Here is a 24,637-nt window from a genome sequence, read left to right on the forward strand (position 1 = left end):
GTGAGCGACACGACGGGATCGACCGGGGGTGGCCGTGGGCTGACGGGCTTCGAGCGGCGGGTGCTGCGTGCCGTCTGCGACGCGATGGTGCCGCCCGGAGGGGCCATTGCCGAGGGGGCCGCGGAGCTGGGCGTACCCGAGCAGATCGAGCGTTGGATCGCCTCGTTCTCACCGTCCTCGCGCCGAATGATCCGGGCGATGCTGGTGGGCTACGACCTCACGCCGCTGCTGTCACGCCGCCCTCGGCCCTTCACCCGTCTCACACCGGCCGAACAGGGCCGGTGGGTCGACGCCAGCGCGCACTGTGCGAACCGCGCGCGGCGGGAGACGTTCACCGCGTTGCAGACGATCGTGCAGATCGCCTACGCCTCCCACCCCGAGGTCGTCGAGGTGATCGGGTACGACGGCTCCCCCCTCGTTCCGATGGAGGAGCCTGCCGAACCCGTCGAGCTCCCGATGAGCACCTGGCCCGATGTTCCGGCGTCCCTGGACGTCGACGTGGTGATCGTGGGTAGCGGCGCCGGCGGGGCGGTCGCCGCCGACACACTGGCCCGCGCCGGGTTCCGTGTCGCGGTGATCGAGGAAGGTGGCGCGTACCGGGCCGTCGAGGAGGCGCCCGACCGCCCGGTGGAGCGAATGCTGCGCCACTACCGCGACAACGGCCTCACCTTCGCCATGGGATCGCCGATGATCTCGCTGCCGATGGGCCGCGCCGTCGGTGGCACCACCACCGTGAACTCGGGGACGTGCTTCCGAACACCCGAAGACGTGCTGCACCGCTGGGAGCGCAGCGGGGTCACCGGTGTCTCACCGGAGGCCATGGCGCCGGTCTTCGACGAGGTGGAGGAGGTGCTCGGGGTCACCCCCGTGCCCGAGGAGGTGCTCGGCGCCAACGGATCCGTCGCCCGCCGTGGGGCCGAGGCTCTCGGCTGGTCCGGTGGACCCATCCGGCGCAACATCCGGGGTTGTCACGGCCATGGCGCCTGCGGGTTCGGCTGCCCGATCGACGCCAAGCAGGGCATGCACGTGACGTACCTTCCCCGCGCCGTCGCGTCGGGTGCGACGATCGTCGCCCACGCCCGCGTGCGCGAGATCACGGTCGAGGAGGGTCGGGCCGTCGGCGTGACGGCGGAGGTCCGCGATCCCGCGACCGGTGATCGACGGGGCGAGCTCCGCGTAAGGGCCCGCACCACCGTGCTCGCGGCCGGCGCGGTCCACACGGCGGCTCTGCTGATGCGCCAGAAGCTGGCCGGCTCCTCGGGTCAGCTGGGGCGGAACCTGGTCATCCATCCCGGCGCGGGTACCAGCGCCCGCTTCGACGAGGACCTCTCCGCATGGCGCGGCACGATGCAGAGTTGGTACGTCGACGAGCATCTGAACGACGGCGTGCTGCTGGAGGCCACGTTCCCCCCACCCGGCCTCGGCTATTCGGCCGGCTCGCTTCCCGGTTGGGGACGCCACAAGGATCTGTTCCGGCTGTACCCGCAGGTGGCGTCGATGGGTTCGATCTGCAGCGACGAGGGCAACGGCCGCGTGCACTCTGTGGGTGGCAACGCTCTCGTGCGATACGGGCTGTCGACGCGCGACGCCCTCCGTGTGCTGGAGGGCATCGCCCGGTCCGCCGAGCTGTTCTTCGCCGCCGGAGCGAGGGAGGTGTTCCCGATGCTGCCGGGGTTGGAGTCCATCTCGTCGCCACGGGAGGTCGAACACATCCGTCGTGGTCGTTGGAAGCGCTCGGAGATGCACGTCTCCGCCTATCACCCGATGGGCACGGCCCGGATGGGCGGTGACCCGTCGAGCTCGGTGGTCGACCCGTGGGGTCGAACATGGGACGTGCCCGGGCTGTGGGTACTCGACGGTTCCCTGCTGCCGTCGTCCACCCACGTGAACCCCCAGATCACCATCATGGCGATGGCCGCGCGCGGTGCGGCGCGTCTGGCCGACACCATGAGCTGACATGACGAGCAGCGCTGCGCAGCGACGGGTGCTGGTCGTGGTGAACACGACAGCGCGCGGCGGAGCCGCCGAGATCGTCGACGACGTGCAGCGTCGCTGCCAGGAGTCGGGCTGCACGCCCGTGACCCTCGCTCCGCCCGAACGCCGACGAGCCGTGAAGGAGATCCGCGACGCGCTGGCCGACGGTGGGCCGTGGTACGCCGTGATCGCCGTCGGTGGTGACGGCACTGTCCGCACCTGTGCCGAGGCTGCGGCGGGGCGAGACGTACCGGTGGCCATCGTGCCGGCCGGTACGGGCAACTCGCTGTACAGGGCCCTCTGGGAGGACCGTCCGTGGCCCGACGTGCTGGGCGACGCGCTCGGCGACTCGGTCCCCGGTGCTGCGGTCCGGGTCCGGGCGGTCGACCTGCTCAGGGTCACGGGCCGCACCTCGGGGACCGTGGCCACGGCGATGCTCGGAGCGACCGCCGGACTCGTCGCCGAGATCGTGCGCGTCAGCGAGGACCTGACCGACGTGTCGGGCAGGGAGCGGTACTCGGCTGCGATCGGACCCGCACTCGAGGCCCACACACCCTTCGGCGCCCGGGTCACTCTCGACGGGAACGTTCTCACCGAGGGCTCCGTGTCCCTGGTCGCGGTGGGTGGGTCCCGACACCGCTCGGGGACCCTCCCGTTGCTGCCCCGTTCCGTGCTCGACGACGGTCTGCTGGACGTGTGCGTGATCGGCGGCGTCGACCCGGACGCATTCATCGATCTGGCCGGAGCGGTGGCGGCGGGTGAGCACATCGGACGACCGGGAGTCGACTACGCGCAGGGGCGCGCCGTCGTCGTCGAGCGCACCGACGGCGGCCGGCTGCCCTTCGAGTCCGACGGCGATCTGTGGCCCGCAGCCGAGCACTCCGTCACGATCGAGGTGGCGGCCCCGGCGGTGTCGATGCTGGCGCCGCTGCAACCCGTCGCCGGCTGAGCCCCGTACCGGACCGGCAACCGGGATCAGGACAGCGCGGCGGTGAGCAGCCCGGCGACGTCGGCGGCGGTCAGGTCCTCGAGACGGGCGACCGCATCCGCCACCGACGCGGAGCCGCCGCAGGCCAGGAACTTCTCGCGCGTGAGCCGAGCGTGGTCGCGTCGCCCGGCGGGACCGATGGCACCGATGGGGATCTCACAGGACTCCTCCAGCACCCGACCGTCGGTGAGGTGCACCTCCACGCGGCCGCCGATCGCCTTGTCGGCGTTCGAGAAGTCGCGTGCGGGGGGTTCCAGGCCGGTGGCCAACTCGGTCGCCGGCTCGACTGCTGCCTCTCCTCCCTGGGAGACGAGCCACGCGCGGGCCCGTTCGGGTCCGGCCTGGCGCAGCGCCTCGCCGAGCGGAGCAGTGGCCAGGAGGGAGCGCCGTGTGATGTCGTCGTCGTGGTCGACCCGAACCTTGGCGGCCAGGTCCCAACGCTGCGGATCGTCGAGCTGTGGCGCGCAGAAGTCCCTGTGGGTGAGACCGCCGGTCAACAGGGCGGTGGCGACGCTGTAGCCCATCGAGAAGTTGAGAGCTGCGACACTCGAGTCGGCACCGTTCACGTAGGCGGCAGCGCGGGAGTCGACCACAAGCGTGAGGATGCCGGCGTGCACGACCACCTCCCGCACATCCTCGGCGCGCAACGCGGGAAGGGCACGCTGCAGAGCAACAGCGCAGTCGATGGCCGGGTCGAGGTACGCACAGCCCGGATACACCTTGAACGACGCGGTCTCGGTGTGCCACCACTCCCCGAGGCCGGCCACCGCCGCCTCGGGCAGCGGCTCGGTGGCGAAGCGGGCGAGGAAGCCCTCCGGGTGCTCGAGGATGTCGGGTGCACCCCGCAGCCCGGCGGCTGCGGCGTCACACGCGTCGAGGCCCGTGCCCACCGGCACCGACGCGGTGAACACCTTGGCGTCGCTGCCGAGAAAGGCGCGCTGAATCGCCCAGGGCGGGGCGGCGAGCGCCAGACCCCACGCGTTCACCCATGTCTCCGGAGGCGCGTGTTCTGCGTGGAGCCGGGCGGCCGGCGCTCCGACGAGGTGGGCGTGCGCGGCGGTCTGGCCCCGGTGGGGTCCGAGCGTGGCCGACGCGGTGACCCTGGCCGCGCACTCACCGGCAGCGATCACCGCCGCCAGCAGCGAACGCCCGTCGAGGTCGCAGGAGGCGGCGTAGGCAAGGGGCACGTTGACGGTGGAGTGGGTGACGTGACCGGCATAGACGGTGTCGTCGTAGTCGAGGGCCATGGTGAGCGAGGCCAGCACCGTCGCGCCACGGCGGGGATCGCGCTGCGTGGGCTCACCGAAGGCCGCCACGACCTTCCGACCGAGGGGATGGTCGAGAGCGGCGCGAGCTGCGGCGAGTTGGGAGAGCACCTGGCTTCGGGCGAACGCCACGACCCGGCCGGGTACGTCGTCGAGGGTCATCGTGGCCGCCCAGGCCGCAAGCTCCTCGGTGAGGGTCATCTTCGGGAAGCCTATGTGGCGTCGGCGAGGGGTACCGCGCGGAGCGGGTCGGCGAGGTCGGCGACGACTCCGCGCGCTCGGCGCTGCCTCGATGGTCCGGTCAACCGGGTGGACCGATCGAAATCGGGTCGCCACGAACCACCCGCCCGGGGCCGGTCACGTCGAGGTAGATGCCGAGATGGTTGGGTCGTGCAGCATTGAGCTCGTTGAGGGCTCCGAAGAGCTCGGGTTGACGGCGGAGCCCCCCGGGTTGGGCGCGTAGCGGCATGGCGCATCGAACCGTGGACTGCACAGCCTGCAGGCGTGCATCACCGATCTCCGCGACGAGACCGCACCAGGCATCCTCGACGAACCCGTCGTCCGCATCGACCCGCTCGTCGAGCTCGATGACGAGGTTCGGTCGGAAGCGACGGACATTCCAGTCGAGGTCGGGACGTCGGGCACGCGCGTGCTCGAGCGTCGCAGTGGTGATCAGGTGAACAGCACTCAGGTCGAGGAACGTGCCTTCGCGTACGGGGATGTCGTAGTAGTCGGCCTCGTCGTCGGGAGGGTCGAACGTCATCTGATACGACACCTCACTGTCTGGTGAGGGTTGAGCGAGCGCCACGGATCGGCCCAGCCACCGCGAGAGGTACCGGTTGGCGTCGGGCCCCTGGAGGTCCACCCGGGTGCCGTCGGGCAGTGTGATGGACGTGTCGTCAGCTCGTGCGTGCAGGAGCCGGGAGTACCGCTTGGCCGACATCAATCGTTGGGAGTCGAGATCGATCAGTCCCCACGCCCTGTCGCCCTCGATGCCATCGCGGCCGAGGTCGAGGTGGTCGACGTCGACACCCTGCATCGACTTGACGGGGTACCGCCAACATTCGGCAACCCTACCGACGACGGTCATCTCCCCTCCTCATCTCCCCTCCTCACCGTGCTTCGTTCGTGTCGCCGTCAGCATGACGGTTCTCGCGGGTTCGGAGAGACCCCTGACACCACTCAGTCGGGACCCCGTAGCCGGTGAGAGCTCAGCTCGTGCGCGCCGACGGTCAACGCAACGGTCCCCGGGAAGTCGGCGGGGTCACCGACGGGCGACTCGTCGAGGCGCACCCGCTGGATCGTCGAGACCGCGAGCTCGGTGGTGAGCTCGACAGTTCGGGTCTGACCGGTCGGGTTGAGCAGGCGGACGATGAACCCGTCGCCGTCATCCGTCGGCTTGAGAGCGCTGAGGACAACAGCGTCGTCGTGATCGTCATCGTCTGTTGCGCTCGTGAGGCCGAGCAGAGGACGACCCGCTTCGAGCACCGGATCCGGACCGGCGATCACTCCACGGAGCCCGGTCACAGCCCGCTCGACCGCACCGCTGCCGGCGCCGGTGAGCAGCACGAGTTCGCTGCGCTGCGCTCCGATGCACTGTGCGCCGGGTGCCTCCATCACCGGCCCGGCGGGCATCGGTCGACGGTGCAGGTCCCAGCGCGACAACCACCCCACGCAACGAACGAGGGTCAGCAGCAGGGTTCCGTCGGGTGTCACCTCCGCCTCGGGCAGGCCGGGGGCGGCCACGGTGAGCCCGTTGAGCGCGACATGGCCCTGTTGGCAGAAGGTCGTCGGCGCCGGGTGGATCCACGTGCTGTCATCGACCGGGTCGGTCGAGCGGGTGACGACGTCGAAGGTGCTCGCGGCAGAGAAGGTGGTGGTGGCGAGGCCCGTCGGGAACGTCAGCCGGAGCCGATGGTCCCGAACACGGTTGTCAATCGACACCGCGGCGTGAACGCCCTCGACCCCGGCGGCCAGGGTCAGCTCGACCTCGATCTCCACGTCGTCCGTGGCCGATTCCCGCTCGGCACGGTCGGCGTCGAGCCCGATCGGGAGGTCGAAGTGCCGGGTGACGGTGAGCCGCTGGATGCCGGACCCGTGCCGGCGGCGCACTACGGCCGTCCTCACGGGCTCGGGCACGACGGCGTCGCCGACCGGGTCGACGTCGTAGCTGTCGCCCCGATCCCCCCTGTCGGAGATGCCGAAGAGCCCGCTCCACTCCCCGGCGGCGGTGCGGAGGGTGATCGTGCCGTCGTCGGCCACGGTGAGTGTCCGCCCGTCGGCCTCGATCTCGTTGCCGTCGTCGATCCGGTCGGGTGCCGGTTCGGCGGGTTCGAGCCGGTACCGCCTGTACCCGAACGCGGGGACGTCGCGGGCGACGAACTCGACGTCGAGCGCCTGCTGGTCGGGGAGCCAGCGCACTCGCGCCGGATCGGTCGAGGCGACGACACGGACCGGCACGCCGTCGACGGTGAAGCCGAGGTCAGTGGTGGCGTGCACGAGCGAGTGGATGTCGGGTACCCCGAGAGTCATCGGAAACGCCGGGTGCGCGTCGAGCGCCACCCTCACGACACCGGTTGCCGGTTGTGGGGATCCGTTGAACGCAGCGACCTCCAGATCGTCGACCGGCGGGACCTCCCGGTCTGTGGAGCGTCCGGCGACACGGGCCAACAGCCGGTCGACCGTTTCGAGGGCCAAACCCTCGGCGTCGTCGTAGCGGGCTTCCATCCGGTCGTGGACCGCGTCGATCGAGCAGCCACAGATCGAGTCGTGTGCCTGGTTGAGCAACAGGGACCGCCACGCGGTCCTCACCGCCGGGCTCTCGTCGGCCAGGCCCAGCTCGCGCCCGAACGCCGTCCACGGCTCGACCCAGTTCTGGAGCAGCATCTCGATGCGTCGATTCCGGATCTTCAGTCCGGTGCGCGCCGACCAGACACCGGCCAGGAGATTGGCCGACCGGGCGCCGACGAGCTCGCCGGCGTACTCGGGACGCTCCTCGGGTGTCGTGGCCCCCTGCACCGCGTCGTCGAGGGTGCCGCGACACACGTCCGTGTCGAGTTCGGCCGCCAGCGGCTCCACCAGCGCGGAGATGCCGTCGTCGGGTCGCGTGTGATCGAAACCGTTCATCAGGATGACCGGGTCTTCGCCGGCGTCTTTCAGCCGGCGGGCGAGCTCCGCCAGTCCCGCCACGGCGTCGGTCTCGTCGGCAGGCGGCCTCGATGCGGCGAAGTAGCCGTCGGTCAGATGGAAGACGGGGATCGTGCTGCCGTCGGGGCCGCGCCACGTCCAGCGGGCGCCGAGCCGGTCGAACTCGTTGCCGTTGCCCCTCCAGTGGACGAACCCGGTCAGGCCGAATCCGTCGAAGAGCTGCGGAAACTGAGCCGGGTGACCGAACGAGTCGGGTACGTAGGCGACCGAGGACACCGCACCGAACTCGTCGGCCGCGCGGCGCCCCTCGAGCAGGTTCCGCACGTGGGCCTCACCCGACGGGAGCAGCGAATCGGGCTGTACGAACCATGGTCCGACGACCAGCCGTCCGTTTCGGATGGCGTCGACCAGCTCGTCACGGCGCTGCGGTCGCACGACGAGATAGTCCTCGAGAATGACCGTCTGACCGTCGAGAAGGAAACGAAAGGCGGGATCGGACGCAACCAGGTCGAGCACCCGGTCGATCGAATCCACCAACCGGGCCCGGAACGCCTGCATCGTGCGGTACCACTCGCGGTCCCAGTGGAAATGGGAGACGAGCACCACCCGACCTGCACCGACTGACGGCGTCGTGGACACCGAGTCATCCTCCACGATGAGAGCCTACGGGTGCGGTGCCCGACGCCCGGAGCCGTGGAGACCGACCAAACAGCCGGGGTCCTCACTCTGTATCGCCGTCATCGTCGTCGGCCCGGGAGTCCCCGTCCGTCGGCACGGGACCCTTCGGATTGGTGCCCGTCCGGGCGGCCGTACAGAATCCACGGAACCGATCGAAGGGGAATCCGATGACCATGGACGAGCACCCGGCGATGATCGCCGCACGCGACTCGTGGGCCGCGGTGCAAGCCGGCGACAAGGACGCCTGGTTGGCACTGATGGCCGACGACGTGGTGATCGAGGATCCCATCGGCGAGGCTCCGACCAATCCCACGGGCCTCGGTGCCCGGGGCAGGAGCGAGGTGGGCGAGTTCTTCGACACCAACATCGGACCCAACCGGATCGCCATCGACGTGCACACCTCGAGGGTGGCCGGCAACGAGTCGGCGCACCACATGACGCTCACGACCACACTGGCGGACGGCACGAAGGCGGTCGTCACGGGCCTGTTCGCCTACCGGGTGAACGAGGACGGCCTCCTGGCCAGCCTGCGGGGCTGGTGGGGGATGGACGACATGACGTTCGTGGCGCCGGGCACCGAGGCCGACGAGACCGGTAGCTGAGCGGTGCGGTTCACATTCGCCGACGCCATGGTCGACCCGGCGTTCCTGCGCCCTCTGGCCGTCGCCGCCGAGGAGGCCGGCTACGACGGCTTCGTCGTGCCCGACAGCATCTGCTACCCGGAGGTCTCCGACTCCACCTACCCGTATTCGCCCGACGGCACCCGCGAGTTCCTCGAGGACAAACCCTTCCTCGAACCGTTCTCGCTCATCCCCTACCTCGCGGCCGCCACGACGACGCTGCGCTTCACCACGTTCGTGGTGAAGCTCCCGGTTCGCCATCCGGTGCTCGTGGCCAAGCAGGCGACCAGCGTCTCGGTGCTCGCCGACGGACGCTTCGCCCTGGGTGTCGGGGTGAGCCCGTGGCCCGACGACTACGAGATCCTCGACGTCCCCTGGGAGAAGCGGGGGCAGCGGATGGACGAGGCCATCGACATCATCCGCGGCCTCAGCGCCGGCGGGTACTTCGAGCACCACGGCGAGATCTACGACGTGGCCTCCGTCAAGATCTGCCCGGTGCCCGACCGGCCGGCCCCCATCCTCGTCGGCGGCCACAGCGACGCCGCGCTGCGCCGGGCCGCCCGGCGAGGCGACGGCTGGCTCCACGCCGGCGGCGGGCCGGAAGACCTCGCCGACCTGCTCCCCAAACTCCGGCGGTTCCGCGACGAGGTCGGACGCTCCGACGAGCCCTTCGAGACCCACGTCATCTCGCTCGACGCCTACACACCCGACGGCATCGCCCGTCTCGGGGACCTCGGGGTCACCGACGTGATCGTCGGCTTCCGCGACGCCTACCAGCCCGGCCCCGACACCCAGACCCTCGACGAGAAGCTCGACGCCCTGCGCTGGTACGCCGACGAGATCATCGCCGACGTCAAGGCCTAGCTGTCCGGTCCCCTCGCTCCTCGCGCACCCATTCGGCCACACCCTCGAGGAAGCCCTCCGGGTCGTCCGCCTTGGCGCGCGCCAGGTCGGCGAAGTAGTCGGGGACGTAGGTGATCAGGGCGTCGGACTCCAGCGGCTCCAGCACCGCGGCAGCCGCATCCTCCACCGGAATCGGATCCACGGGATTGGCGAGGTCGTCGTTGTCGGGCACGTCGAAGAGCGGCGTGTCGACAACACCGGGATGCACCACGTGGACACGCACACCTGTGCCGTCGAGATCCACGTCGGCCGTCTCGGACCACACCGCAAGGGCGGCCTTCGAGGCGTTGTAGGCGCTCTCACCCGGCGAGCTCAGGACGGCCGCCACCGAGGCCACGTTGACGATGCGGCCCTCGCCGCGCTCCATCATGGCCGGGAGCAACGCCAACGCGAGGCGGACGGGGGTCAGGTAGTTGATGCGCATGACCGCGTCGACCTCGCCGGGCGTGAGACGGGTCACGTGGCGACGTTTGGGGATCCCGGCGTTGTTGATCAGAACGTCGACGCCACCCAGGCGCTCGGGAAGATCGTCGATCATCGCGTCGGCCTGCGCGGTGTCAGCGAGGTCGCCCACCCACATCTGCGAGCCCGGCGTGTGACGCCGGCAGCGTTCGAGGACCGCGGCCAACTCCGTTTCCCGGCGGGCGACGATGCCCACGCGCGCACCGCGACGGGCGACTTCCACGGCCACGGCCGCGCCGATACCCGACGATGCCCCCGTGACGAGGACGCTCCGGTCCGACAGCTCGAACGGCATCCTCTGTTCCTCCCGTCCGTCGTGTGCGCGTCGACCAGGACGCTTGCCGCCGGAACATACCGCAGGTATGTTGCCGAGAGCGCCCGGCGAACAGGTCCGTGCATGAGAACTTCCCGCAGTAGGACCACCCCACGCGCCGAAGTGTCCCGCCGACCGGGCACGGCCTACCGATGAAGAACCGCCTCGCGAGCAGAGTGGCTCTCGGTCTGGGCTCCGTCGCGGTGGCGGCCGGTGCGCTGGCCACGGTGAGGCTCAGCCGCTTCTACCACGACCTCTCGTTCGAGACCGCCGAGGACGAGCGCATCGTCGCGGAGACCGACGACGGCTGGCAGCTCTCGCTCTTCCGGTACGCCGCGAAGGGACGCGCCCGGCCGTTCCCGGTGGTCGCCGGGCACGGCTTCGCCGGCAGCCACCTCATCTGGGACCTCACCGCGCAGACGAGTCTGGCGAGATTCCTCGCCGATGCCGGTTTCGACGTCTACACGGTCGACATCCGCGGCCGGGGAGACAGCAGGCCGGTCGGTGGCTCCGTCGCCGATGCGCAGTGGAGCTTCGACGACATCGTCCACCACGACCTTCCAACCGCCGTGGCGGAGGCGTGCACGCGGTCTGGCTCCGAGCAGGCGTTCTGGATCGGGCTCGAGATGAGCGGGCAGGCGCTGTACGCGGCTGCCATCTCGGGGACCACCGACGGGCTGCGCGGGGGGATCACCTGCGGTGCTCCGGCTGTCACGCCGTCGTCGGCCCGTGTCCCGGGGGTGAGCGCACCCCCTCGTTCGCGCCGCAACGGCCGGATCCCCTTCCGTGCCGGATCGCGTGCCGCCGGACCGCTGCTCGCTCTGACACGTTCCCGCCAGCTCGAGTCGAGCTTCCGACCGGGCAACTCGGATCCGGTCGCCGTCGGGCGCTACCTCTACAACGGGGTCCCCGACGAGTCCGAGGTGCTGGCCGACCAGTTCACCGACTGGGTCGACCACGGGACGATGCGCAGCCTCGATGGAGCGACGGTGTGGAGCGAGCGCCTCGACGAGGTCACCCTGCCGGTTCTGGTCATGGCGGGGGCACACGACCTGCAGCGACCCGCCGAGGCGGTGCGGGCCACCTTCGACCGGCTGGGGTCGTCCGACAGGACCTACGTCGAGGCGGGCACCGACGGCGGCTTCTCCGTCGATTACGGCCACGACGATCTCGTGGCCGGCCGCAGGTCACGCGCCGAGATCTTCCCCCGGATCTCCGCCTGGCTGGATGCTCACTCCTGAACCGATTCGATGACGACACCGACGAGGAAGGGACACACGTTGTGAAGGGCGACTGGAGGACCCGTAGCTTCTGGCTCGAGCACCGTGACTACACCCCCGGCGAACGCCTCGACGGCGACGAGACCGCTGACGTCGTGATCATCGGTGGTGGTTTCACCGGGCTGTGGTCGGCGATCTGCCTCAAGGAGGCGGACCCCGCAATCGAGGTGACCGTTCTCGAACAGAAGGTCGTCGGCTTCGGCGCCAGTGGCCGCAACGGTGGCTTCGCCATGACCCTCGTCGGGCGGAACATCCATCAACTCGCCAAGATGGTCGGTGACACGCAGGCGCAGGCCACGTACCGGGCGATGCACACCGCCATCGACGACATCGAGCGCTTCGCCTCCGACGAGGGGATCGACGCCGACATCTGGCGCTCGGGCAACCTCACGGTGTCCAACGGGCCCGAGCAGGACATCCGGATCCGCCAGGATCTCGACGCCGCGCAGCGCATGGGCCTGCCCTTCACACCCCTCGACGCGGACCAGGTGCAGGACTACGCGCAGAGCCCGACGTTCCGGGTCGGCCACTTCGAGGATCAGACGCTCATCCTCGACCCTGCCGCCCTCACACGGGGCCTGGCCGACGCCGCCCGGCGACGGGGTGTGAGGATTCTCGAGTTCACGCCGGTCGACACGATCGAGGACATCGGAGGCCTGCGGGTCGAGGCCCGTACGCCGTTCGGCACGGTGCACGCCGACCGCGCCGTGGTGGCCACCAACGCCTACGCCCACTCCATCCCGGAGCTGCGCCGCTTCATCTTCACGATCTACGCCTACATCACGCTCACCGAGCCCCTCACGCAGGAGCAGTGGGACAAGGTCGGGTGGGCGTCGCGCTGCGGGATCGAGGACAAACGGATCATGGTCCACTTCACGCGGCCCACCGCCGACGGGCGGATCCTGTGGGGTGGGCGCGACGCCCCCTTCATGCCCTCGGGCCCGAATCCACGCCACGACCGCAACCCACGTCTCTTCGACCGCCTCGAGGAGACGTTCCGCTGGACGTTCCCGCAACTCGACGACGTCGCGATGGACCGTGGCTGGGCGGGCCCGGTCTGTGGGACCGTCGACTGCATCGCGTCGGTGAACTGGCTGCGGGGTGAGCGCATCCTCTACGCCCTCGGGTACGCGGGCCACGGAGTGGGCCCCAGCCGCCTCGTCGGTACCATCGTCCGCGACATGCTGCTCACCGACGGCACCGACCTCACCGCGCTGCCCTTCGTCGCCAAGAAGCCGGTCCCCCTTCCGCCGGGGAGGGTGCTGCGGCGCCTCATGCTCGACACCTCCCACCGGGTGCTCATCGGCGTCGACGAGCACCCCGAGCGGGCCGAGCAACCGCTCGGGCGACTCGCTCTGAAGATTCTCCAGTGACGACCGCGACCACGACCGACCGGAGGACCACCCGTGCCTGAGCTCCTCGGCTCGGCTGTCTACTGGATGGAGACGTCCCGGCGCGACCCCCGCCCGACGATCCGCGGCCACCACGACGCCGATGTCGTCGTCGTGGGTGGCGGCTACACCGGGCTGTGGACCGCCTACCACCTGCTCGCAGCCGACCCCTCGCTGCGGATCGTCGTTCTCGAGGCCGAGACGATCGGCTTCGGCGCGAGCGGGCGCAACGGCGGGTTCGCGATGACGCTTCTCGACATGAGCCTGGCGCTGCTGCGGCGCAACCACGGCGACGACGCCGCCCGTGCCGCGCACCGGGCCGTGGCCACATCGGTCGAAGAGATCGGTGCGACGATCCGCGAGGAGCGCATCGACTGCGAGTGGCGCCACGGTGGGCTCATGGTCGTCGGAACGAACAGGGCGCAGCTCGAGCGTGTGGAACTGGACCTGCGTGCCGCCGAGGAGCTGGGCCTCGACGGTTTCACGCGACTCAGCCGCGACGAGGCACGCGCCGAGGTCGACTCCCCCACCTACCTCGGAGCGTTGCGCGAGGACCACTGCGGTGTGCTGCACCCCGCCAAGCTGGCTCACGGCCTCGCGGCTGTCGTGGAGGAGAAAGGTGCCGGTGTCTTCGAGCGGTCACCCGTCACCGACATCGTGGAGTCGGGCACGGGCCTCCGGGTCGAGACACCGTCAGGCAGCGTCAGCGCCGACCAGGTGGTGTTGGCGACCAACGCCTGGGCGGCACACCAGCCCTGGGTGGGTCGCACCGTCGTTCCCCTCTACACCTACATCGCCCTCACCGAGCCACTCACCGACGACCAGTGGGCCTCGGTGGGCTGGGAGAGCCACTGCGGTGTGGAGGACAAGCGCAACTACGTCCACTACTACCGCCGCACGGCCGACGGCCGGATCCTGTGGGGCGGCAGCGACGGCATCGTGCACTACAGCGGTCGTATCACCGCGCGCCACGACCGCAGCGCCCGCACCTTCGCCCGGTTGCGCTCCACGTTCCACCGGACCTTTCCGCAGCTCGACACGCTGCGTTTCACCCACCACTGGGGTGGGCCCGTCGCCGTCACCGTCGACTTCGTGCCGACCTTCACGACGCTCCTCGACGGTCGTCTCCACACCGGTGTGGGCTACAACGGCCACGGCGTGGCGCCCAGCCACACCGGTGGCAAGATCCTGCGCGACAAGGTGCTCGGCCACCACAGCGAGCTCACCGAGCTGTGCTTCGTCGACCACCCCGTCGCCTCGTTCCCACCGGAGCCACTCCAGTGGGTCGGTGCGGAGCTGAGCAGGAGGGCGCTGCTGCGCCAGGACGCCCGCAACGACGCCGGCAGGGGTGGCGGTGAGATGGAGCCGCTGATGATGAAGGTGCTCCGGGGCCGCTCTGCAAACGTCGACGGTTCGAGTCGCTGACGACGCTCCCCCTGCAACGGTCGCGCACTTCGGGCGGCCGTGGGCAGAATCATCGTTCTGCCCGGCTTGTCGGCGACCCCGACGTGCACTTCTACTTCGCCCAGCAACGTGGTGACGACGACACTGCACCCGAATACTGACCGGTGGTGGGGTCGAGGTCAGGAGTGGCGGGGCCGGCGCCGGGCTCAGCCGCTTCGGGTCGCGACCTCCAGGTGGAGGCGGCAGCCGGCCGCGCGGGGGTCGCGGGGTACAAGCCGGTCGACGACGACACGGCCGTCGGTCGCGGCGGCGATGCCCTCGGCCATGCCGAGGTGAAGGGAGCAGACCGTGTCGGGATCGGCGAGCGCGGCCGCCTCGAACGGGCACGCCTGCAGCGCCACCTCGCATCGGTCGCCGGTGTGCACCACGAGGGGATCGAAGCCCTGACGGGCCATCGCCTGCACCATGACATCGAGCGGCTCGGCGTCGTCGTCGACGGGACCGGCGATGTCACCGCCGGCTCTCCTGCCCACATCGACCGGGCTGTCGCCGGTGCGCACCACGGTGGTGAGCAGGACCGCCAGCCGCTCGTAGGGGCCGACCGCCCCCCACCGGCTCTCGGTGGTCGGTGACACCGAGTAGAGAAGGCGGGGCCGACCACGCCCGGAGCTCTCCGCCGTCGCCTCGTCGACGAGCTCGGCCGCGACCAGGTGGGCGAGGTGGTGACGGATGCTGTTGTGGTTCAGATCGAGGTGCTCGGTCAGCTCGGCGACGTCGACCGGACTGTCGGCGTCGGCGAGGTACCGGAAGATGGCGTAGCGCGTGGGGTCGCCGAGGGCACGAGCCTGAACCTGGAGCGGCACCGTCAGACCTGCCGGAAGGTCACACGCCAGTTGGTGTCGTCGAGCTGCTCGGCGTCGTGGGTGAATCCCTGCTCGCCGAGGACCCCCTCGAGGGGCACGGGCTCGAACGGCGCGTAGACGACGAGAACCTCGCCGTCGCCGATCTCTCCCGCGGCGGCCATGATCTCGGCGAAGGGCTCACCGCCCTCGGCCAGGGTCGGTCGCGCGTCGACGACGCGTGCCCGGCTCGTGATGTCGATCTCCCACTCCTCGGGCCCGCTCTCGACGTACTCCCAGACGAAGTGTCCGGGGCGGGTGGCGTCGAGCTGATAGCGCAGCGGTGCGGGGTCGTGGTCGTTGACGAGCCGTAGGGTCTCGCCGAGGGTCAGATCGTCGAGGCGCTCGAAGATGGTCTCGTGGCGCACCTTCGGCGGCATCGGCCGCACATCCAACGTCTGCATGGTTCCTCCCGTTCGGGCGTCGACCCTCGGACCGTAATTCTTCTAACATACACTAGAACAAATCACGGAGAGGAGCCCCGTGTCCGTCCAGACCCCACCGACGCAGCCGCCCGGCGCCGTCGCGGGCGCACCGTTCGTCCCCGGTGGGGCCGCCGTGGTGCCGCCGCCCTCGGTGCCGCTGGGCTTTCTCGCCGCCGCCGGTGCGGGGCTGTCCGCCTTCGGGCTGGTGGCCTGGTGGGGCGCCGACTGGATCGTGACCTGGCCCGCGGCGACCGAGGCGGTGGCCGCCGTCCACGTGGGTGTGCTCGCCTTCCTCACCACCGCCGTACTCGGCGCCGTCCACCAGTTCGCCCCGGTCGTCGCCCGGCGGCCGCTCCGGTCGATCCCGATGGCGCGGTTGACGCTCGTGGGCATGGTGGCGACCGCTGTGATCCTCCCGACGGGCTTCGGCCACGGCCCCGAGTGGCTCGTGGCCGCAGGCGGCGTGATCGGAGCGCTCGCGGTGTCGCTGGCCGCCTGGAACCTCTCCGCGCCGCTCGCTGCTCGCGACGGCGGTGTTCCGCTCGCCGGACTGAGGTTCTCGGTGACCTTCCTCGTGCTCACCGTCGCGTTCGGTGTCGTCTACGCATTCGATCGCCAGACCGGCTGGTTCCCGCTCGTGTCACACCGTGTACTGGCCCACGCCCACCTCGGGCTGCTCGGCTGGCTGGGGCTCACCCACGTCTCGGTCGCCGAGAAGCTCTGGCCGATGTTCCTGCTCGCCCACCGGCCGCGGGCGCGCGCCGGTGCATGGGCGGTAGGCCTCCTCGCCGCCGGGGCTCCCGTGCTCACCGTCGGTCTCCTCTTCGCGTGGGCGAATGTGGCGTGGCTCGGCGGCCTGATCGTCTCCGTCGGCCTCACCTGCCACCTCGCCTCGCTCGCCGCGGTCGTCCGGCACCGCCGACGGCCCCTCGAACTCCTGCACGCGTTCCTGTTCGCGTCCGCTGTCTTCCTGGTCGTCGCCGCCCTCCTGGCGGCCACAGCCGCCCTCGCGTCGGTCGACCCGGCGGAGCGTGCCCGGCTGGTCGCCGCCGAGATCGCCGCCCTGATCGCCTGGCTCGGCCTCGCCGTGATCGGCCACGTCCACAAGATCGTGCCCTTCATCGCCTACACGTCGCTGCGTGCACGCGGCGTCACCACCGCGGCGACCGGTCGACCGCTGCTCTTCGGCGACCTGTTTCACCACGGCGCCGCCCGGCTCACCTTCGCGGGGGCCACCGCCGGCTTCGCGCTGGTCATCGCCGGGATCCTGGCGGACTCCGCTCCCGTCGTCGCCATCGGCGCCGTCGCCGTGGCGGCCACCGGTGTCCTCGTCACCACCAACCTCGCGAGCGGCCCGCTCCGGGCTGCTCGCACCGCATCAGAGCCTGCCCCGAGGGAGGTCACATGAAAAGGCCCGTACCGACCCCCGAAACGCTCCACGCCCGACAGGCGACCGAGCGGTCCGCTCGAGCCGTGGAGGTGACACACTCGTGAGCGTGCCACCGGGTGTCGACCAACAGCCCGACAACCGCCGCGATACCGCCCTCGCTGCGCTCGGCAACGTCTGGGACCCCGAGCTCGGCCTCGACGTCGTCTCCCTCGGGCTCGTCTACGACATCCGCGTCGACGGCAACGCCCTCGAGATCGACATGACGCTCACCACCCCGGGCTGTCCCGTGTCCGAGCAGCTTCCCGCCGAGGCGGAAGCGGCCGTGCGCAACGCGGTTCCCGACGCCGACGTGACACTGAACATCGTGTGGGACCCACCGTGGACACCCGAGCGCCTCTCCCCGGCGGCCCTGGAGCAACTCGGTTTCAGCCGTCCCCGATGAACGGCGTCGCATTCGCCGGCCCCGGAGCAACCGTGGACCGACAGGTCTCACAGGGTGTACATCGGACGTCGACGAGCGTCGAGTCCGCACCGCGAGCTCGGGAGGTGGGATCGTGAGCACCGAGGTCCGACACAACGCCGACGCCGACCGGTTCGAGGTCTTCTTCGACGGGATGCTCGCCGGGAGGGCCGAGTACGTCGACCGTTCGGGGCGCTGGGTGTTCACCCACACCGAGATCGACGACGCCTACGAGGGGAAGGGGCTCGGCTCCGCCCTGGCGAAGGGGGCCCTCGACGAGGTCCGCCGTCGGGGCGACCGGGTCGTTGCGCTGTGTCCGTTCCTACGCGGGTGGATCGACCGCCACGACGAGTACGGGGACCTGGTCGACGAGGAGATGGACACCGAGCTGCGGTAGCGCCGCTTGCGGCCATTGGGAGATCACGATGGACACACCACGATTCAGCGGGCTACGGATCGAGTCGTCGCCCGACGACCCTGTTGCAATCCTGGTGCTCGACCGACCCGACAACCTCAACGCCCTGTCGCGCGTCCTCCTCGCCGAGCTGACCCGTGCCTGCCGGTGGCTCGACGACGAGGACCACATCAAGGTGGTCGTCGTGCGCGGCGAGGGACGCGCCTTCTCTGCCGGGTTCGATCTCGGCGACTTCGCCGGTCCCTCGGATGGGATGTCGGTGCGCGACACGGCCGATCTCGGCCGGGTAGCCGCCGACGCGCTCACCGACGTGCGCGCCCTCACCATCGCGTCCATCCACGGCCACTGCGTGGGCGGCGGGCTGGTGCTCGCAGCGTCGTGCGACCTGCGGGTCGCAGCAGACGACACCCGGTTCTCCATCCCGGAGGTCGACCTCGGGATACCACTGGCGTGGGGCGGCATCCCCCGCCTCGTGCGCGAGTTGGGCCCCGCCGTCACCAAGGAGCTGGTCCTGACCTGTCGGCCCTTCGACGCGGCCGAGGCACGGGCGCTGCGCTTCGTGAACCGGGTGGTCCCGGCGGAGGACCTCGATCGCACCGTCACCGCCCTGGCCACCGAGCTGGCGGCCAAGCCGACGTTCGCACTCCGGACGACCAAACAGCAGGTCAACGCCGTCACCGAGGAGATCGCCGGAACCGGGCGCAGCGCTGCCGACGCCGACGCCGTGGTCAGCGCGGTGAGCGATCCCGAGTCGGTCGAGGCGTCCCGCCGCTACCTGGCGACGCGTTCCCGTTCCACCACCGAAGCACCGTCGTCAGGTCATTGACACTGGTCGGTGAGCAGCCTGTCGAGCTTGCGGTAGCCCTCTTGCACACCGACCTCCATCCCGCTGGCGACGAAGGCGTCGCGGGCCTCGAAGCTCTCGACGAGAGAGGTGGCGGTGAGTCGGCACCGCCCGCCCGGCAGGTCCTCGAGCACGAGACGCTCCAGCGAAACGGCGTCGGGCCACGGCTCGTAGGTGAAGGTCTGGACGATGAGCTCGCCGGGGCGTACCTCGTGGAAGCAACCCCGGAACCAGTGCTCCTGGCCGTCGGCGGTGCTCACGTAGCGCCACTCCCCCCCGTACGGCAGTCCCACCGGTCGACCCGGCTCGACTCGAGGCTGTCGGGCCCGACCCACCGCACGAACAGGTCGGGGTCGGTGTGGGCCCTGTACACCGCCTCGGCGGGCGCATCGAACTCGCGGACGATCCGCACCGCCGGGACATCGGTGTCGACGGTGATCTCGGCTTCGTGGGTCGTGGTCTCGGTCATGACGTGGCCTCCGTGTGGGTCGGGTCGTTGGCGTCGAGGTCGGTGAGAACGGTGTCGAGTCGCCGGTAGCGGGCCTCGACCTGCTCGCGGTAGCGCGCGGCCCACCGCGACATCAGGTCGAACACCTCGGCTTCGAGTCGTACCGGACGGCGCTGTGCCTCGCGGCGGCGCGACACGACCCCGGCGTCCTCGAGCACGGCCAGGTGCTTGGCGACGGCCTGCACCGACATGTCGTAATGCTCGGCCAGCTCGCTCAACGTCGTCTCGCCGTCGACCAGACGCGACACGATGTCGAGCCTGGTCCCGTCGGACAGCGCCGAGAACACGGTCGCCACCGCCTGGTCGGACACCTGTCCTCCTCAACCTGTCGGTTGAGAACAAGGTACGCCCGACCTCCCGCCATTGTCAACCCACTGGTTGAAAGAACTCATGGACGTCCGGGCGGGCCGGATCGGTCTGGTCGGGCCAGTGACTGCGGAAGATGTCGAAGGTTCTCCGGCCGAAGAGGAACGCGTCGGCATGGCTCGTGAGCTCGGTGACGAACTCGCCGGCGGCCGGGTCGGCGAAGGGCGCCTGCCGGCCTCCGTGGTCGAAGGCGTCGCTGGGGTCCTCCTCGGGTCCCCCGGGCGCCTGCATCACGCCATCGAGGGTCAGGAAGGTCTGAGCGGTGAGCTTCATGGCGCCCCTGCCGTCGGCTTGGGTGCGGAACGGCCCCGTCAGCTCTCGTAGCGCAGAGGTACAGCGGCCTCCGACGAGTGGACGTGGAACGTCAGGCTCTCCTCGATGTAGAGGTCGACCGTGTCCTGATCGGCCGCGTCGAAACCGATCGAGAAGTCCTGGCCGCTGTAGAGCTCGAAGTCGTCGCCGCGCATCGACACGACGACGGCACCGTCGACGGCGGGCGCGTAGACCACGGGTCCTTTGAGGATGAGACGGAGTCGCTCGAGCACCGGATAGCCACCGTCCTCGGTGGTCTCGAGGATGCCGGCGTAGCAGCGTGGGCCGAGAGCGATGCCGTAGGGCCCTTCGACCCCTGCATCGCGCAGCGACGCCACCGCGGATGCCGCCCACGTCGGATAGCTCGCGAAGTCGTCGCTCAGGGCAACCGGCTCGTGCGGGGAGGCCTCGGCGATGCCGATGATGTCACCGGCTGCGTAGCCGTGGAAGACGGCCTTGTCCTCCGCGGCGGCGATGCTGCGCGCCGCATCGACGACGGGGCCGAGGTCGGGTGAGATGTGGCCACGGTCGATGGCGTCGAGTTCGGCGCGCTGCAACGTGAACGACACCCGCAGCTCGACATAGGTCTGCACGTTGCGCTTGGCGCCCGTGACGCCCTCGACGGGCTCCTCGTCGAGAGGCTCGACGGTGCCGAGCGTGACGGCCGCCGACGCCCACCCGCCAGGGCCGCTGAAGTCGACGAGGCGGCGCGCCGCGAGGAAGTTCTCGAGCGAGCGCTGTGCCTCGGTCTCGATCTCACTCCACGCGGCGTCGGTGATCGGCGCCAGCTCCCGAAACAGATGGTTCATCGGTTCTCCTTCGTGACTACATCGGCCTTGAGGTCTCCGATGCCCAGCGAGCCGTCCCCGGAGGACTTCCCGCCCGGCGTCTCCTCTCCCGCACCACGGCCGGTGCCCTCGACGGACTCCTCGACCTCGGTGACGGGCTCATCGGTGAAGAGGTAGGTGCGCAGGTTCTCGTCGAGCACCGCGTCGCGACGACGTAACCACTCGAGGGTCATCGCCGCGTGCTCCTTCTCCTCGTCCCGGTTGTGGGCGAGCACCTCGGCCAACTCCGAATCAGCGGTCGCGCTGACACGCTGGTCGTACCAGTCGACGGCTTCGAACTCCTCCATGATCGACACGATCGCCCGGTGGCGGTCGATGACCTTCTCGTCGAGTTTCTCGACGGGCTCGTGGTAGCCCTCGTGCGCCATGGATCTCCTCCTGTCTGGCAGCGGCCAGGAACGTCGAGCCGACTCCCCACCCTACCGACCCCGTAGCGCCGGGGTCGTGGCGTGATCCATGGCGTCGGACCCCTGGCGCGCTGTCGCGCCGGCGCCCGACCGCACGGACGTCTCGAAGGGGTACGGTCCCGGGATGGCCACGGCGCGCTATGTGGCGCTGCTACGCGGGATCAACGTCGGTGGGCGCAACAGCGTGCCGATGGCCGATCTGCGTGCGGCGTTCGAGTCGGCGGGTCACACCGATGTCCGCACATACATCCAGTCCGGCAACGTGCTGTTCTCATCCGACTCACCACGCGCGCAACTCGAGGACGCTGTCGAGACGGCGCTGCGCGAGCAGTTCGGGGTTACCGTCGTCGTGCTGCGCTCGCACCGGCAACTCCGCAACGTCGTGGCAAGAGCCCCGGACGGCTTCGGCTCCCGGCCCGGCACGCACCACTCCGACGTCATGTTCCTGAGGGAGCCACTGACGAGCCGACGGGTCATGCGCGTCCTGGAACGGCGGGAGGGCGTCGACCGGGCGTGGCCCGGTACTGGGGTCGTGTACTTCGAACGCCTCAGCGCGCGTCGAACGCAAAGCCGGATGAGTCGCATCACCGACACGGCGGAGTACGCGCGGATGACGATCCGGAACTGGAACACGACAACGAAGCTGCTGAGCCTCCTCGACGAATCCCGGACAGGCTGACGTCGAGGCCACAAGGGGAACTGGGGGCGAAGCAGCGGCCGCAATGTCGTTCGTCGTCTACATGTGGTGTTCCGGATACGCATGAGGCCACACAGGCAGACGAAGAGGGCTTGGTTCCGGTCCGCGCAGGTCGGGATGAGGAGCGCGAACCATCATGGGATACCGGCGTGCTGCACCACGACGGGGTCGTGACAGCTGATACACCGCGTTGCCACGCCTTGCCCAGATGGTGGACATGATGCGGCGGCGCTATCGTCCGCCGGATCGTCTGCGGCGCCCGGCGGAGTCCGGTAGCCCACGCGGCGGATGGACCATGGCCGGGGAGATCCGGTGGGGGCACGATGACAAGGTTCCTCGCGGTGGCCGTCGTGCTCGCGACGACGTCGACCGTCGGCGCGGGAGTCGCCGGTGGTGGTACCTCCGAGCCCGCGGCCCCGGTCACCGGTGTGCTGGCCGGCCACACCGTGAGCGGAGAGCCGATCCCGTGCACACCGCGGCCCGAGGGCGTCCGGGTGTGCCACGGCGACATCGCAGTACCCGACGGCGCCGATCTCCGTCTCGAGAGCTTCGACGGCACACCGCTATCGGTGTACGTCACCCTCCCACCGCCGCCCGAGTCGGGTGTCGACGGTGACTACCCGCTGGTCGTGCAAAGCCATGGTTGGGGCGCGACACCCTCGGGGCCCGACGACACGCAGTACGGCGGTCCCACCGCTCTTGCGTGGGCGGCCAAGGGCTACGCCGTCGTGCAACTCACCGCACGAGGCTGGGGGACGTCGTGCGGCACCCAGGAATCACGCGACCTGAGCCCCGACGCGTGCGAACGTGGATACATCCACCTCGACGACGTCCGCTACGAAGCCCGCGACGTCCAGCACACGATCGGTCTCCTGGTCGACGAGGAGATCGCCGATCCCGATCGGATCGGGCTCACGGGTGAGTCGTACGGCGCCGGAGCCTCACTGGCGGTGGCGACGCTCGGCGACCGCGTGGTGGAGGAGGATGGGTCGCTGAGCCCGTGGACGAGTCCCGACGGCACCCCGCTCCGCATCGCCGCCGCCGTCCCGCTCTTCGGCTTCTCCGATCTGTTCTACGCACTGATGCCGAACGGACGGACGCTCGACGCGCAGGTGGTCTCCGTGAGCGACGACCTGTCGCCGGCGGGAATCTGGAAGCTGTCGATCGGTTCCGGGCTGTTCCTCGTCGGCCAGACGACCGGCTCCTACGCGCCCGCGGGCGAGGATCCCGAGGCCGATGTCCAGTCCTGGTTCGAGACCATGGACGCCGGCGAGCCGTACGGTGAGGACACCGACGCCGTCGCCGACCTCGGTGCCCGCTACCACTCGCCCTACTACACGCTGGCGGGCGCCTACGGCGCCGACGAGCAACCGCCACCACCCCTGCTCGTGGTGGGTGGGTTCACCGACGCCGTGTTCCCGGTCGACGAGGCGCTGCGCTACTACAACCTCGACCGCGAGCTGTATCCCGACAGCCCGATCTCGCTGTTCCTCTTCGACGGCGGCCACCAACGGGCCCAGAACAAGCCGGCCGACGCCGCTCTGCTCGTGGAGCGCATCGACGCGTTCTTCGACCACTACGTCGCCGGCACGGGACCCGAGCCTGCCACCGGCGTGACGGTACTCAGCCAGACGTGCCCGGCCGACGCACCGTCGGACGGGCCGTTCGAAGCCGAGACCTGGGCTGCCCTGCACCCCGGCGAGGTCCGCTTCGACTCCGAGCCGAGCCGGTCGGTCCGCTCCGATGCCGGCGACGAGACGATCGGTGAGGCGCTCGACCCGGTCCTCGGTGGGCTCGCCTGCACGACCGTCGCCGCCAACGACCAGGGCGACGGCGTCGCGACCTACCGCCTGCCGGCCGCCACCGGGGAGGGGTACACACTCCTGGGGGCGCCCACCGTGACAGCGGATGTGGACGTCACCGGCTCGGGTGCCTACCTCGCGGCACGGCTCTTCGACGTCGACCCCGAAACCGACACCGCCACGCTGGTAGCACGCGGTGAGTACCGCATCGACCCCGACGCGCCAGAGGACTCCGTGACCTTCCAGCTCCACGCCAACGCCTGGCACTTCGCCCCCGGCCACATTCCGAAGCTCGAGCTTCTCGGCCAGGACCCGCCCTACCTGCGCGCGTCGAACGGCGAATTCACGATCGCGGTCTCGGACCTGGATTTCCGGCTACCGGTCCACGAGGTCCCGGGTGAGCCGGGTACGCCGCCGGAGGTCCAGGAGTTCACGCCTGTCGGGACCCAGGGGGGCGAGGCGACAATGGCGGACTCCACCGGCGACGGGAACAACGCAACCACCGTGATCCTGGTGGTGCTCGCAGCCGGTGCGGTCGTCGCCATCCTGGTCGCCGTGACACGTTCCCGACGGCGGAGGGGGAAGATGGTCCCGGAGGACAGTTCCCCCGGCAGCGAAGTCGGATCCTGACGTCCGGCATCATACGTCTGATGCGGGCCGAGCAGACTTCGCTGGCGCGGTCGCGAGACCGGCCCAAGGGCGAGGCCTCCGAGTTGCTGCCCCCGAGCGTGGGATGGACGGGAGTCTGCGACTGCCGGTGACGGCTGACCCGGCCGAGAGGCGCGATCTCGCCGACCTTGGCATCGGACCTGTCGAGATGCTTGACTGCGGTTCCAATC

At 70.2% G+C, this 24,637-nt stretch carries 23 protein-coding genes and 1 pseudogene; 13 read left to right on the top strand and 11 right to left on the bottom strand.

Annotation, left to right across the window (positions count from 1 at the left end; all coding sequences use genetic code 11):
* Both R3A49_07265 and R3A49_07270 read left to right on the top strand, forming a co-directional pair.
* Positions 1-1,956, top strand: a complete 1,956-nt coding sequence (locus R3A49_07265) for a GMC family oxidoreductase N-terminal domain-containing protein (GenBank protein ID MEZ5170530.1) — start codon at positions 1-3, stop codon at positions 1,954-1,956.
* A 1-nt stretch (position 1,957) separates the two neighbouring features.
* Positions 1,958-2,923 carry a diacylglycerol kinase family protein gene (locus R3A49_07270; protein ID MEZ5170531.1) on the top strand — a complete coding sequence of 322 codons (966 nt, stop codon included), beginning with the start codon at positions 1,958-1,960 and terminating at the stop codon, positions 2,921-2,923.
* A gap of 26 nt (positions 2,924-2,949) precedes the next feature.
* Here R3A49_07270 and R3A49_07275 read toward each other — a convergent pair whose 3' ends face one another.
* The 3 genes from R3A49_07275 to R3A49_07285 all read right to left on the bottom strand — a co-directional run bounded on the left by R3A49_07275 (position 2,950) and on the right by R3A49_07285 (position 8,028).
* Complete coding sequence (locus tag R3A49_07275) at positions 2,950-4,428, bottom strand: MmgE/PrpD family protein (protein MEZ5170532.1); 1,479 nt, start codon at positions 4,426-4,428, stop codon at positions 2,950-2,952.
* A gap of 100 nt (positions 4,429-4,528) precedes the next feature.
* Positions 4,529-5,317 (bottom strand): MOSC domain-containing protein, encoded by a 789-nt coding sequence (locus R3A49_07280; GenBank protein ID MEZ5170533.1) that lies wholly within the window; start codon positions 5,315-5,317, stop codon positions 4,529-4,531.
* Between the two features lie 92 nt (positions 5,318-5,409).
* Positions 5,410-8,028, bottom strand: a complete 2,619-nt coding sequence (locus R3A49_07285) for a glycoside hydrolase family 38 C-terminal domain-containing protein (protein MEZ5170534.1) — start codon at positions 8,026-8,028, stop codon at positions 5,410-5,412.
* A gap of 191 nt (positions 8,029-8,219) precedes the next feature.
* Here R3A49_07285 and R3A49_07290 point away from each other — a divergent pair, with 191 nt between their 5' ends.
* Positions 8,220-8,654, top strand: a complete 435-nt coding sequence (locus tag R3A49_07290; protein ID MEZ5170535.1) for a nuclear transport factor 2 family protein — start codon at positions 8,220-8,222, stop codon at positions 8,652-8,654.
* Between the two features lie 3 nt (positions 8,655-8,657).
* The gene (locus R3A49_07295; protein MEZ5170536.1) at positions 8,658-9,536 is read left to right on the top strand and encodes a TIGR03619 family F420-dependent LLM class oxidoreductase; all 879 of its coding nucleotides are present in this window, start codon (positions 8,658-8,660) and stop codon (positions 9,534-9,536) included.
* Here R3A49_07295 and R3A49_07300 read toward each other — a convergent pair.
* Positions 9,526-10,332, bottom strand: coding sequence for an SDR family oxidoreductase (locus R3A49_07300; protein MEZ5170537.1), 807 nt, complete (start codon positions 10,330-10,332; stop codon positions 9,526-9,528). The two genes, R3A49_07295 and R3A49_07300, sit on opposite strands and share 11 nt — an antisense overlap.
* A 170-nt stretch (positions 10,333-10,502) precedes the next feature.
* Between R3A49_07300 and R3A49_07305 the strand changes: the two genes are divergently transcribed.
* The 3 genes from R3A49_07305 to R3A49_07315 are packed head-to-tail and all read left to right on the top strand — an operon-like array spanning position 10,503 to position 14,446.
* On the top strand, positions 10,503-11,591 hold the full coding sequence (locus tag R3A49_07305) for an alpha/beta hydrolase (GenBank protein ID MEZ5170538.1): 1,089 nt from the start codon (positions 10,503-10,505) through the stop codon (positions 11,589-11,591).
* A 41-nt stretch (positions 11,592-11,632) separates the two neighbouring features.
* Positions 11,633-13,003: an FAD-binding oxidoreductase gene (locus tag R3A49_07310; protein MEZ5170539.1), complete on the top strand. Its 1,371-nt coding sequence runs from the start codon at positions 11,633-11,635 to the stop codon at positions 13,001-13,003.
* A gap of 33 nt (positions 13,004-13,036) precedes the next feature.
* Positions 13,037-14,446, top strand: a complete 1,410-nt coding sequence (locus R3A49_07315) for an FAD-binding oxidoreductase (protein MEZ5170540.1) — start codon at positions 13,037-13,039, stop codon at positions 14,444-14,446.
* A gap of 185 nt (positions 14,447-14,631) precedes the next feature.
* On the opposite strand, the gene R3A49_07320 is transcribed toward R3A49_07315, so the two are convergent.
* Entirely contained in the window at positions 14,632-15,288 is a 657-nt protein-coding gene (locus R3A49_07320; GenBank protein MEZ5170541.1) for a helix-turn-helix domain-containing protein, read from the bottom strand.
* Positions 15,289-15,290: 2 nt separating this feature from the next.
* Positions 15,291-15,728, bottom strand: a complete 438-nt coding sequence (locus R3A49_07325) for a DUF2249 domain-containing protein (GenBank protein ID MEZ5170542.1) — start codon at positions 15,726-15,728, stop codon at positions 15,291-15,293.
* Positions 15,729-15,807: 79 nt separating this feature from the next.
* Here R3A49_07325 and R3A49_07330 point away from each other — a divergent pair, with 79 nt between their 5' ends.
* The 4 genes from R3A49_07330 (at position 15,808) to R3A49_07345 (ending at position 18,840) form a co-directional block, all read left to right on the top strand.
* The gene (locus R3A49_07330) at positions 15,808-17,157 is read left to right on the top strand and encodes a hypothetical protein (GenBank protein ID MEZ5170543.1); all 1,350 of its coding nucleotides are present in this window, start codon (positions 15,808-15,810) and stop codon (positions 17,155-17,157) included.
* 82 nt (positions 17,158-17,239) lie between these two features.
* Positions 17,240-17,581, top strand: coding sequence for a metal-sulfur cluster assembly factor (locus R3A49_07335; protein ID MEZ5170544.1), 342 nt, complete (start codon positions 17,240-17,242; stop codon positions 17,579-17,581).
* 112 nt (positions 17,582-17,693) lie between these two features.
* On the top strand, positions 17,694-17,996 hold the full coding sequence (locus tag R3A49_07340; protein ID MEZ5170545.1) for a GNAT family N-acetyltransferase: 303 nt from the start codon (positions 17,694-17,696) through the stop codon (positions 17,994-17,996).
* A 28-nt stretch (positions 17,997-18,024) separates the two neighbouring features.
* Positions 18,025-18,840, top strand: coding sequence for an enoyl-CoA hydratase/isomerase family protein (locus R3A49_07345; protein MEZ5170546.1), 816 nt, complete (start codon positions 18,025-18,027; stop codon positions 18,838-18,840).
* On the opposite strand, the pseudogene R3A49_07350 reads toward R3A49_07345, so the two are convergent.
* The 5 genes and pseudogenes from R3A49_07350 to R3A49_07370 form a co-directional block, all read right to left on the bottom strand.
* A pseudogene (locus R3A49_07350) lies at positions 18,834-19,327 on the bottom strand (SRPBCC family protein). The gene R3A49_07345 and the pseudogene R3A49_07350 sit on opposite strands and share 7 nt — an antisense overlap.
* A complete protein-coding gene (locus tag R3A49_07355) occupies positions 19,324-19,677 on the bottom strand; it encodes a metalloregulator ArsR/SmtB family transcription factor (protein ID MEZ5170547.1) in 354 nt (117 codons plus the stop codon). The pseudogene R3A49_07350 and the gene R3A49_07355 overlap by 4 nt, the downstream one beginning before the upstream one ends.
* Before the next feature lie 55 nt (positions 19,678-19,732).
* Positions 19,733-20,005, bottom strand: coding sequence for a dihydrofolate reductase family protein (locus R3A49_07360; protein MEZ5170548.1), 273 nt, complete (start codon positions 20,003-20,005; stop codon positions 19,733-19,735).
* A gap of 38 nt (positions 20,006-20,043) precedes the next feature.
* Positions 20,044-20,853 (bottom strand): family 1 encapsulin nanocompartment shell protein, encoded by an 810-nt coding sequence (locus R3A49_07365; protein MEZ5170549.1) that lies wholly within the window; start codon positions 20,851-20,853, stop codon positions 20,044-20,046.
* Entirely contained in the window at positions 20,850-21,260 is a 411-nt protein-coding gene (locus R3A49_07370) for a ferritin-like domain-containing protein (GenBank protein MEZ5170550.1), read from the bottom strand. The genes R3A49_07365 and R3A49_07370 overlap by 4 nt, the downstream gene beginning before the upstream one ends.
* Before the next feature lie 163 nt (positions 21,261-21,423).
* On the opposite strand from R3A49_07370, the gene R3A49_07375 reads away from it, so the two are divergent.
* Positions 21,424-21,978: a DUF1697 domain-containing protein gene (locus R3A49_07375; protein ID MEZ5170551.1), complete on the top strand. Its 555-nt coding sequence runs from the start codon at positions 21,424-21,426 to the stop codon at positions 21,976-21,978.
* Between the two features lie 341 nt (positions 21,979-22,319).
* Entirely contained in the window at positions 22,320-24,428 is a 2,109-nt protein-coding gene (locus tag R3A49_07380) for a CocE/NonD family hydrolase (protein MEZ5170552.1), read from the top strand.
* Positions 24,429-24,637: the final 209 nt, after the last annotated feature.

Source organism: Acidimicrobiia bacterium, assembly GCA_041394025.1.
Lineage (GTDB): Bacteria > Actinomycetota > Acidimicrobiia > IMCC26256 > JAOSJL01 > JAOSJL01.

Excerpts from the sequence above, each read along its gene's own strand:
- R3A49_07270 (MEZ5170531.1), top strand. The coding sequence starts at position 1,958 with ATGACGAGCAGCGCTGCGCAGCGACGGGTGCTGGTCGTGGTGAACACG.
- R3A49_07275 (MEZ5170532.1), bottom strand. The coding sequence starts at position 4,428 with ATGACCCTCACCGAGGAGCTTGCGGCCTGGGCGGCCACGATGACCCTC.
- R3A49_07280 (MEZ5170533.1), bottom strand. The coding sequence starts at position 5,317 with ATGACCGTCGTCGGTAGGGTTGCCGAATGTTGGCGGTACCCCGTCAAG.
- R3A49_07290 (MEZ5170535.1), top strand. The coding sequence starts at position 8,220 with ATGACCATGGACGAGCACCCGGCGATGATCGCCGCACGCGACTCGTGG.
- R3A49_07300 (MEZ5170537.1), bottom strand. The coding sequence starts at position 10,332 with ATGCCGTTCGAGCTGTCGGACCGGAGCGTCCTCGTCACGGGGGCATCG.
- R3A49_07305 (MEZ5170538.1), top strand. The coding sequence starts at position 10,503 with ATGAAGAACCGCCTCGCGAGCAGAGTGGCTCTCGGTCTGGGCTCCGTC.
- R3A49_07325 (MEZ5170542.1), bottom strand. The coding sequence starts at position 15,728 with ATGCAGACGTTGGATGTGCGGCCGATGCCGCCGAAGGTGCGCCACGAG.
- R3A49_07345 (MEZ5170546.1), top strand. The coding sequence starts at position 18,025 with ATGGACACACCACGATTCAGCGGGCTACGGATCGAGTCGTCGCCCGAC.
- R3A49_07360 (MEZ5170548.1), bottom strand. The coding sequence starts at position 20,005 with ATGAAGCTCACCGCTCAGACCTTCCTGACCCTCGATGGCGTGATGCAG.
- R3A49_07365 (MEZ5170549.1), bottom strand. The coding sequence starts at position 20,853 with ATGAACCATCTGTTTCGGGAGCTGGCGCCGATCACCGACGCCGCGTGG.
- R3A49_07370 (MEZ5170550.1), bottom strand. The coding sequence starts at position 21,260 with ATGGCGCACGAGGGCTACCACGAGCCCGTCGAGAAACTCGACGAGAAG.
- R3A49_07375 (MEZ5170551.1), top strand. The coding sequence starts at position 21,424 with ATGGCCACGGCGCGCTATGTGGCGCTGCTACGCGGGATCAACGTCGGT.
- R3A49_07380 (MEZ5170552.1), top strand. The coding sequence starts at position 22,320 with ATGACAAGGTTCCTCGCGGTGGCCGTCGTGCTCGCGACGACGTCGACC.